This window comes from Neobacillus citreus (genome assembly GCF_018343545.2).
GTDB classification, from domain to species: domain Bacteria; phylum Bacillota; class Bacilli; order Bacillales; family Cytobacillaceae; genus Neobacillus; species Neobacillus citreus.
Map to the genome: position 1 here is coordinate 1 of NZ_JAGYPE020000005.1, position 8,860 is coordinate 8,860.

An 8,860-nucleotide genomic window follows, 5' to 3' on the forward strand; every position below is an offset into this window, starting at 1 on the left:
TTCAGCATTCGCTGAAACGCGAGTTTGTGCTGCTGCGTTTTGCTGTTCCGGTTGACCGACTGCTCCGTTTGCCAATGCATTATTTGGCAAGAAAGCGGCCGCCCCTAAAATAACACCCATTAGAATAAAATGCCGAAAGTACATTCTTTCACCCCCTTTCAAAAGCAGAGTTTTATCACTTCCATTGACAGCATTCGACATCATCATTAAATTTTTTGTCGGTTTTAACAATAATGGGTTCTTTTAACCTAAGCGGGATTTATAATCGATGAGTCAAAATCCCTCTACATAGGGGCTATACTCACAGCAAATCTTCTAAAGATGCCCCCGTATAAATGCAGCTTGCTCCGAACTGTTTAGTGCCCTAACTGAGAGTAGAAACGACTTCTATTTGGTGAAATGTTCGCCGAATATTGGAAATACTTTTATGTTTTACGTTCCGAATTAGGTTGTTATAATGGTGGGTATGAAACGTGAGGAAGGAGATGCCGCAATGACCACATTTGAAAAGTTAAAGCCGATTATTGCAGATCAACTGGGGGTTAAAATGGAGGAGGTCAGACTTGATGCATCATTCAAGGATGACTTTGAAGCTGATTCGCTTGATATGGTGGATCTGACGATGGAAATTGAGGATGAATTTGCGATTGAAATTAGTGATAAAGTGGCGCCGACGCTTCAAACTGTCGGAGATGTCGTAAACTTTATTGAAAAAAGTCGTTAACAACTAAGGCGGATAGCCCGACGCAGACGGACACTCGACCGTGTAGCAGAAGGCATCCGCTTTTTCCATATTTAAAAAGTCACTGTTTGGAAACCTATCGATTTTTCAAAAAAAGTAGCCCTCAAGACAATTCGAAAACAATCCTCGAGGGCTTCCAGATATAATATTTAAGGGGGGTCTTGAAAAAGACTGTCTTAATAGTAGCTCATTATTCTTAATTAATTCTTAACTTACTGCATGATAGGGGAGTTTTTTTTAGATTTACCGTTCCTTCTTTATTTATTAATTAATTCCGTACCATACGAGTTATCTATCGCACAAAGAATCATACTGTTCAATAGAACAAAAGACACATGGGGACGGTTCTTCATGCATCTGATGCATGAGAACCGTCCCCATGATTCACTTTATAGGATGATAAACGCAAAGACGATTGCAAGGATGATGCGGTAGTAGGCGAATGCTGAAAGCCTGACTTTGTCGAGCAGTTTTAGGAATGCAATACAGGATAACAATGCGACTACAAAGGCGGTTACAAAGCCGATGACGAAGGTGGTGATGTCGCCTGAAAGTACGGCATCCATATTTTTCAATAAATCTAATCCAGTTGCGCCAATCATAATAGGCAATGCTAGAATGAAGGAAAATTCGGCAGCTGTTTTTTGGCTGGCGCCCACTAATAATCCTCCGGAAATGGTGGAACCGGCTCGTGAAAATCCCGGCCAGACAGCTAAGCATTGGAACAGTCCAATATATAGAGCTTGCTTATAAGATAATTGGTCAATTGAGTGTGCTGTAATCGTCGTGTTCTTTTTGTCCGCATAAATTAATAATAAGGCACCGACGACTAAAGCTACCAAAACCACTGTTGTAGAGAACAGAACATTTTTAATAAAATCGTGGAGGACAAAGCCTACAATCACGGCTGGCAGAACTCCTAAAAATACGTGAAGAAGATTCAGTTTCGTTCTATTGTTGTCCTTTATATTTAAACTCTTAAAGTCTAACAGTGAAAAAAACCTTCTCCAATATAACACAACAATCGCTAGGATCGATCCTAATTGAATGACAACTTCAAATGTTTTCGCCCGATCTCCCTCGAACCCTAATAGATGACCGGCTAAGATGAGATGTCCTGTTGATGAAACGGGAAGATATTCTGTTAACCCTTCTACGATTCCCATTATAAAAGCTATTACGTGCTCACTCATAAATATATTTTCCTCCTAATTAAATGCTACCTTTTAATAATACCCGTTAATGCCCAAAAAGCAGTATTAATTTTTAGTTAAAAAATATTTTAACATAAAACATAGGGACGGTTCTCATGCAACTTATGCATGAGAACCGTCCCTATGAATCACTAATGCCCGCCAAGGTAGGCTTTTTTGATTTCTTCGCTTGCTTGGAGTTCGGCGGCGGTGCCTGAGATTTGGATGCGTCCGGTTTCGATGACGTAGGCCCGGTCAGCGACGGATAAGGCCATGTTGGCGTTTTGTTCAACGAGCAGGACGGTCGTTCCTTCCTTGTTGATCTGCTCAATAATGTTAAATATTTGTTTCACGATCAGCGGCGCCAAGCCCATCGAAGGCTCGTCCAGCAGCAGCAGCTTTGGCTTGGCCATGATGGCCCGTCCCATCGCCAGCATTTGCTGTTCCCCGCCGGAAAGTGTTCCGGATAGCTGCTTGCGGCGTTCGAGCAGCCGCGGGAACAATTCATAAACTTTTTCCATATCCTTGCGAATCCCGCTTGCGTCCTTTCTGGTATAGGCGCCAAGCTCCAAATTTTCCTCTACTGACATATTGGAGAACACGCGCCGTCCTTCTGGGACGTGGGAAATGCCAGCCTTAACTATTGCTTGCGGTGCTTTGGTGGAGATCGTCTCGCCTAAATATTCAATCGTCCCTGATTTTGGCCTTTGCAGTCCGGATAAGGTTTTCAGAAGCGTACTTTTTCCCGCTCCGTTAGCCCCAATTAAGGTGACAATTTCGCCTTCCTTCACTTCTAATGAAATGCCTTTGAGCGCCTGAATGTTTCCATAAAATACATTAATATCATTGACCTTAAGCATGTTCGTCAGAAACCTCCTCTCCCAAATAAGCCTCGATGACCTTCGGATGGCTCCGGATTACTTCTGGAGTACCTTCCGCAATCAGTTGGCCATGGTCGAGGACATAAATCCGTTCACAGATTCCCATGACAAGCTGCATGTCATGTTCAATTAATAAAATCGTCAAGTCAAACTGTTCACGAATAAAGGCAATCAGTTCCATTAATTCGTGGGTCTCCTGCGGGTTCATCCCCGCTGCCGGTTCATCCAGCAGCAACAGTTTCGGACCGGCCGCTAACGCCCGGGCGATTTCCAATCTCCGCTGCTGGCCATACGGTAAATTTTTCGCCTTTTCATCTTTAAATCTTTCCAATTTGAAAATTTTTAAAAACTCGAGCGCTTTATCTTCCATGTTTTTCTCTTCAGAAAAATGGGAGGGAAGACGAAAAATGGAGCTCAAGATGGAGTTTTTCGCTAACGAATGATAGGCAACCTTTACATTGTCTAACACGGATAATTCACTAAACAGGCGAATATTTTGGAAGGTACGGCTGATCCCGCTTTGCGTCACCTTGTAGGGAGGCAGTCCGTTCAGCCGCTTTCCGTTAAATATAATCTCGCCTTCTGTTGGAACGTAAACACCTGTTAACAAGTTAAAGCTAGTGGTTTTTCCGGCTCCGTTCGGTCCAATTAATCCGACCAGTTCGCCTTGGTTAAGTCTCATATTAAAGCCAGAAACGGCTTTTAATCCGCCAAACTGAATGCCGGCATTTTTCACTTCAAGTAACGCCATCTTAATTGCCTCCTTTAGCCGGTTTCCACTTGAATAAATCAGTGACTTCACGTGTGCCCATCAAGCCTTGAGGACGGTAAAGCATCACGATGACCAAAACTAAACTATAGATAATCATCCGTGTTTCCGGATATTGTGCCAAGAATGCTGATATAACGGTTAATAAAATAGCTGAAATCACTGACCCGGTAAGGCTGCCGAGGCCGCCCAAGACAACGAAGATGAGGATATCAAATGATTTTAAGAAACCGAAATTTCCCGGCTGGATGATATAGAAATTATGTGAAAATAGCCCGCCGGCAATTCCGGCAAAAAATGATCCAATCGCAAAAGCAAGAACTTTATAATACGTGGTGTTGATTCCCATCGCATCAGCAGCAATTTCATTTTCCCGAACCGCAATACACGCCCGTCCGTGCCTAGAATTCGTAAAGTTCGTAATCACCAGAATCGTAATGACCAGACAGACAAAGGTGACGGTCCAAGTCGTCAGATGCGATACCTGCATACCAGCGGCCCCGCCAACATAGTCAATATTAAATAAGGCAATTCGAATGATTTCTGCAAAACCAAGAGTGGCAATCGCCAAATAATCACCACGGAGCCTTAGGGTCGGGATGCCGACAATCAGTCCGGCCAAAGCGGCAATAACCCCGCCAAGCACAACGGCAAGAATAAATGGCAGCTCTAATTTCATCGTGACAATCGCTGAAACATAAGCGCCGACTGCCAGGAAACCAGCGTGGCCGATGGAGAACTGGCCAGTGATGCCAATGACCAAATGGAGACTGACTGCCAGAATAATATTAATGGCAATGGTAATCAACAAATTACTATAATAAATATTTATGAACCCTGAGCCGATGAAAAATTGGACGACTACGTACACAACCGCCGCTAGAATCAGAAATGCCCAAAATGATTTTGATTTCTTCATTATTTTTCACCTATACTTTCTCTCTTGTATTTTTCCCAAAGATGCCGGATGGTCTGAAAATAAGGATGAGAATCAAAATGACAAAGGCGGCTGCATCTCTCCATAAAGAAAATCCTGCTGCACTGACAATCGATTCAATGACACCGAGGAAAATCCCGCCAACCATCGCTCCCGGTATACTGCCGATGCCCCCTAATACGGCGGCAACGAACGCTTTTAACCCAGGAATGACACCCATCAGCGGTTCAATTTTTGTATAATAAACACCAAATACGACCCCTGCTGCTCCTGCTAATGCCGAACCAATGGCAAACGTGAAGGAAATCGTTTTGTCAACGCTTATTCCCATTAAGCGGGCGGCGTCCATATCAAGAGAAACAGCGCGCATCGCTTTTCCCATTTTCGTGCGTTGAACAATAAATTGTAAAATAATCATTAAAATAATCGATGTTAATAGGATAAATAAAGACTGGCTGTTAATATGGACACCAAAGAAATTGATGGCCTTATTTGGCAATACGTCAGCAGGATATGCTTCCGGCTGAGCGCCGCGGATATAGATCATTCCGTATTCAATCAACAAAGACATTCCGATTGCTGTAATCAAGGCAGCGATTCTCGTAGCATTCCGAAGCCGTTTATAGGCAATCCGTTCAATTAATACCCCAAATACCGCACAGAATACCATCGAAATGATGAGTGCAGGCAAGAAGCCTAATCCCCATCCCTTAATCGCATAGAATCCAATAAAGGCACCAACCATAAATACATCGCCATGTGCAAAGTTAATTAATTTAATGATTCCATACACCATGGTGTATCCTAATGCGATTAAGGCATAGATGCTGCCGAGTGAAATTCCATTTATCAGCTGTTGTAACCAATCCATACGTTTTTTCTCCTTTTTTCTAAGGCTGTGTTAAACTTGTCTGTTCTATTTATCAATAGTTCACAAACTAACAATTATTTTTAGCATAGCCTTTTTTTACAAAAGTAAAATGGAAGGATAATCCTTCCATTTTACTGGTCTAAATATTAAGGATTAATTTTCGAGTTAAATACTTGTTTACCATCTTTGTATTCTAGCACTGTTGCAGATTTAATTGGGTGATGATTTTTATCAATCGATAATACTCCAGTTACAAGTGATAAATCTTTCGTTTTTGCTAATTCCTTTTGAATCTTGACAGAGTCTGTGCTGCCTGCACGTTTAATGGCATCTGCTAAGAAATAAACAGTGTCATAACCAAGGGCATTGAAAGCGTTAGGCGCATCGCCATTGTTCTTGTCTTTGAATGCTTTAACAAAGTCTTGAACCTTTTGATCTGGATCTTCAGTTGAATAGTGGTTGATTAGGTAAGTGTTATTTAATGCTTCAGCACCTGCTAAATCAACTAACTTTGGTGAATCCCATCCGTCAGCACCCATTAAAGGAGCAGTGATGCCAAGCTCGCGTGCTTGCTTAACAATTAAGCCAACTTCTTCATAATATCCAGGGATAAAGATAAAGGATGGATTTTTCGCCTTAATACGAGTTAATGTGGCACGGAAGTCAGTATCCTTACCTACATAAGACTCTTCTGCTACGATTTTGCCGCCAGCTTTTTCAAATGTTTTCTTGAAAGCATCGGATAATCCTTTTGCATAGTCACTTGAGCTATCTGAGAAAATGGCTGCATCTTTTACTTTTAAATTATTTGCGGCAAAGTTCGCAGCAACTGTGCCTTGGAATGGATCAATAAAAGATGTACGGAAAACGAATTCTCTTACTTTTCCTTTTTCATCTACAGTAACAGTCGGGCTGGTTCCGCCTGGTGCGATTAGAACAGTTTTCGTATCATTGGCAATTTGTGCTTGGGCCACTGTATTTCCGCTTGTTGCTGCACCGATTACCGCATTTACTTTATCTTGGCTTGTCAGCTTAATAATTCCGTTTGTTGCTTCAGCCGCTTCTGATTTATTGTCATTTTTAATCACTTCGATTTTCTTGCCCTCAACACCGCCAGCTTTGTTAATTTCCGCTACGGCCATTTCAACACCTTTTGCCATGGATTCACCGTATGATGCAACGTTACCGGAAAGCTCCATGTTTACGCCAAGCTTGAAGACATCTGAATTGCCTCCGCCGCCGCTCGCGCTTTGGTTTCCTGTCCCACAGCCGGCAAGGATTCCGGCAGCTAATGCTGATACCATAAATACCTTACTAAATTTCTTTTTCATCTCTAGGTTCCCCCTCTGTTGTTTTTCTCTTTTTTTTGATTTTTCTGACATTATTAACCGAATATTAGTATCGGGAAATGATAGTTAGAAATTTATTAACTATTAGTATATTAAAACAATTTTTTATTTTCGTCTAGTATATTATTTTAATATTTCAGAAACTTGCGTATCTTATGGAAATGATAGTGTTTTCATGTGGAAAAACATAAGGAAAAAGCGGGTGTTTTCCATAAATTACTTAAATTTGAATAATAAATTTTTGGATAGGAATTATTTAAAAATTCAAAATTGAATAATAAAAAAAGGGGACGGTCCTGTTGGCCTTTGCGGCCGCTGGAACTGTCCCCGTGTTTATCCTCTATTTATCGATTTCTCCGTCTGCGCAGGAACGATGGAATATCCAGAGATTCCTCTTCTGGCTGTTCATAGTATCGTTCTGGTTCTGGTTCTGGTTCTGGTTGTTGTTGTTGTTCGTAAACCGGCTCCTCGCGTTTTATTGGAGTGCGCCCAAAACTCTCTTCTCGTATTATTGGCGTGCGGTGAAAACTCTCTTCCCGCTGAAAGGTCCTTGTTGGCTGAGGGGCGGGCTGTTTAACTTCAGGCGCTTGCTCATCGAATCCTGTCGCAATGACCGTTACGATTATTTCATCCTTCAGGCTTTCGTTAATAACCGATCCAAAAATCATATTTAATTCCTCATGTGAAGCAGAAGCAACTAAATCGGCAGCCTCCTGAACTTCAAAAAGACTTAAATTGGTTCCTCCGGTAATGTTCATGATCACACCTTGTGCACCATTGATAGACGTTTCCAAGAGCGGACTATTTAAGGCCTTCTTGGCAGCTTCTGCAGCGCGATTATCCCCTTTTGCTACACCAATTCCCATGAGGGCAGTGCCTTTATGGGACATGACCGTTTTCACGTCAGCAAAATCAAGATTGATTAAACCCGGAACAGCGATTAAGTCGGAAATCCCTTGAACCCCCTGCCTAAGCACGTTATCCGCTTCACGGAATGCTTCGATCATCGGTGTTCTTTTATCAACGATTTCCAACAAGCGGTCATTTGGAATAATAATTAACGTGTCCACCGCATTTCTCATGGCGTTAATTCCATTCAGAGCATTTACGGAGCGCTTGTGTCCTTCAAACTTGAACGGACGCGTGACAACTCCAACAGTCAGGGCACCAATTTTTCGAGCAATCTTGGCAATTTCAGGCGCTGCCCCAGTGCCTGTCCCGCCGCCCATTCCGGCTGTAACGAAAACCATGTCTGCGCCTTCCAGCACCTCTTCAAGCTGCTGTCTGCTTTCTTCCACTGCTCTTTTGCCGATATCCGGATTGGCCCCCGCTCCTAAGCCTCTTGTTAAAGATGATCCAATTTGCATCGTAATCTCTGCTCTTGATTGGTGGAGTGCTTGTGCATCCGTATTGACAGCAATAAATTCCACACCGCCAACGCCATCCTCAATCATCCGGTTCACAGCGTTGTTACCCCCGCCGCCGACACCGATGACTTTAATCCTAGCAAATTGGTCCAAGCTTGGTTCAAAGTTAAACATATTTATTCCTCCTCATTCATCCAATTTTCCTTGTTTCATACGAATCATGGCTGCCCAAAGGCACCTATGTAATTGTCAGATCATACTTTATTTTGTTTATAGGTAATAGATTAGGAGGCCGATATTGCCGCAGTTTTCTAGCATCCTCAAGAAAAAAAGAAATCAGAGAGTAAAAACTAGTAAAAAAACTTCCAGCAGACTCCAAATAGATTATTTAATAGTCTACTTAACCATAATCTTATTGTCCAGTTAAGAATAGCCTATTTTCGTTAAAAAGCTTGAGACATGGGGTGAGGCATGGGGACGGTTCTCGTGTGTCATTCCAGGGCCCTGGTGCACGGCCCAGATCCGGTGCATGATTCCGTGGATATTTCCGGAATCCCAAAAATGATGATAAGATCCGTCCGAGACTATTGAAAAAACTTCCTAAGAAGGCCGATGAAAGGAAATTTTGTCTCCTGGACAAGTCGTTTTGGTCTTCATAGACTTTATGAAGGCCATTTTCCACCCTGGCTTGGGTCGTTTTGGTCTTCATTGACCTTATGAAGACCATTTTCCATCTTGGCCTGAGGCGTTT

The 8,860-nt window shown here is 42.4% G+C and carries 8 protein-coding genes; 1 reads left to right on the plus strand and 7 read right to left on the minus strand.

The window, feature by feature from the left end; genetic code table 11:
• The first annotated feature begins 466 nt into the window (after positions 1-466).
• Positions 467-724, plus strand: coding sequence for an acyl carrier protein (gene acpP / locus KHB02_RS04475; RefSeq protein WP_420848062.1), 258 nt, complete (start codon positions 467-469; stop codon positions 722-724).
• Between the two features lie 407 nt (positions 725-1,131).
• Here acpP and bacA read toward each other — a convergent pair whose 3' ends face one another.
• From bacA to ftsZ, 7 genes are all read right to left on the minus strand, one after another.
• Positions 1,132-1,935: an undecaprenyl-diphosphate phosphatase gene (gene bacA, locus KHB02_RS04480; RefSeq protein WP_213146293.1), complete on the minus strand. Its 804-nt coding sequence runs from the start codon at positions 1,933-1,935 to the stop codon at positions 1,132-1,134.
• Positions 1,936-2,087: 152 nt separating this feature from the next.
• Positions 2,088-2,795, minus strand: a complete 708-nt coding sequence (locus KHB02_RS04485) for an ABC transporter ATP-binding protein (protein WP_213146292.1) — start codon at positions 2,793-2,795, stop codon at positions 2,088-2,090.
• Entirely contained in the window at positions 2,788-3,567 is a 780-nt protein-coding gene (locus KHB02_RS04490) for an ABC transporter ATP-binding protein (RefSeq protein WP_213146291.1), read from the minus strand. The genes KHB02_RS04485 and KHB02_RS04490 overlap by 8 nt, the downstream gene beginning before the upstream one ends.
• A gap of 1 nt (position 3,568) precedes the next feature.
• A complete protein-coding gene (locus KHB02_RS04495; protein WP_213146290.1) occupies positions 3,569-4,504 on the minus strand; it encodes a branched-chain amino acid ABC transporter permease in 936 nt (311 codons plus the stop codon).
• Positions 4,505-4,514: 10 nt separating this feature from the next.
• Positions 4,515-5,393 (minus strand): branched-chain amino acid ABC transporter permease, encoded by an 879-nt coding sequence (locus KHB02_RS04500; RefSeq protein WP_213146289.1) that lies wholly within the window; start codon positions 5,391-5,393, stop codon positions 4,515-4,517.
• A 146-nt stretch (positions 5,394-5,539) separates the two neighbouring features.
• A complete protein-coding gene (locus KHB02_RS04505) occupies positions 5,540-6,724 on the minus strand; it encodes an ABC transporter substrate-binding protein (protein ID WP_213146288.1) in 1,185 nt (394 codons plus the stop codon).
• Positions 6,725-7,086: 362 nt separating this feature from the next.
• A complete protein-coding gene (gene ftsZ, locus KHB02_RS04510; RefSeq protein ID WP_213146287.1) occupies positions 7,087-8,283 on the minus strand; it encodes a cell division protein FtsZ in 1,197 nt (398 codons plus the stop codon).
• Between the last annotated feature and the right edge of the window lie 577 nt (positions 8,284-8,860).

What these genes read in the sequence shown, in the direction of transcription:
- acpP (WP_420848062.1), top strand. Translation starts at nt 467, where the DNA reads ATGAAACGTGAGGAAGGAGATGCCGCAATGACCACATTTGAAAAGTTA.
- bacA (WP_213146293.1), bottom strand. Translation starts at nt 1,935, where the DNA reads ATGAGTGAGCACGTAATAGCTTTTATAATGGGAATCGTAGAAGGGTTA.
- KHB02_RS04490 (WP_213146291.1), bottom strand. Translation starts at nt 3,567, where the DNA reads ATGGCGTTACTTGAAGTGAAAAATGCCGGCATTCAGTTTGGCGGATTA.
- KHB02_RS04495 (WP_213146290.1), bottom strand. Translation starts at nt 4,504, where the DNA reads ATGAAGAAATCAAAATCATTTTGGGCATTTCTGATTCTAGCGGCGGTT.
- KHB02_RS04500 (WP_213146289.1), bottom strand. Translation starts at nt 5,393, where the DNA reads ATGGATTGGTTACAACAGCTGATAAATGGAATTTCACTCGGCAGCATC.
- KHB02_RS04505 (WP_213146288.1), bottom strand. Translation starts at nt 6,724, where the DNA reads ATGAAAAAGAAATTTAGTAAGGTATTTATGGTATCAGCATTAGCTGCC.
- KHB02_RS04485 (WP_213146292.1), bottom strand. Translation starts at nt 2,795, where the DNA reads ATGCTTAAGGTCAATGATATTAATGTATTTTATGGAAACATTCAGGCG.
- ftsZ (WP_213146287.1), bottom strand. Translation starts at nt 8,283, where the DNA reads ATGTTTAACTTTGAACCAAGCTTGGACCAATTTGCTAGGATTAAAGTC.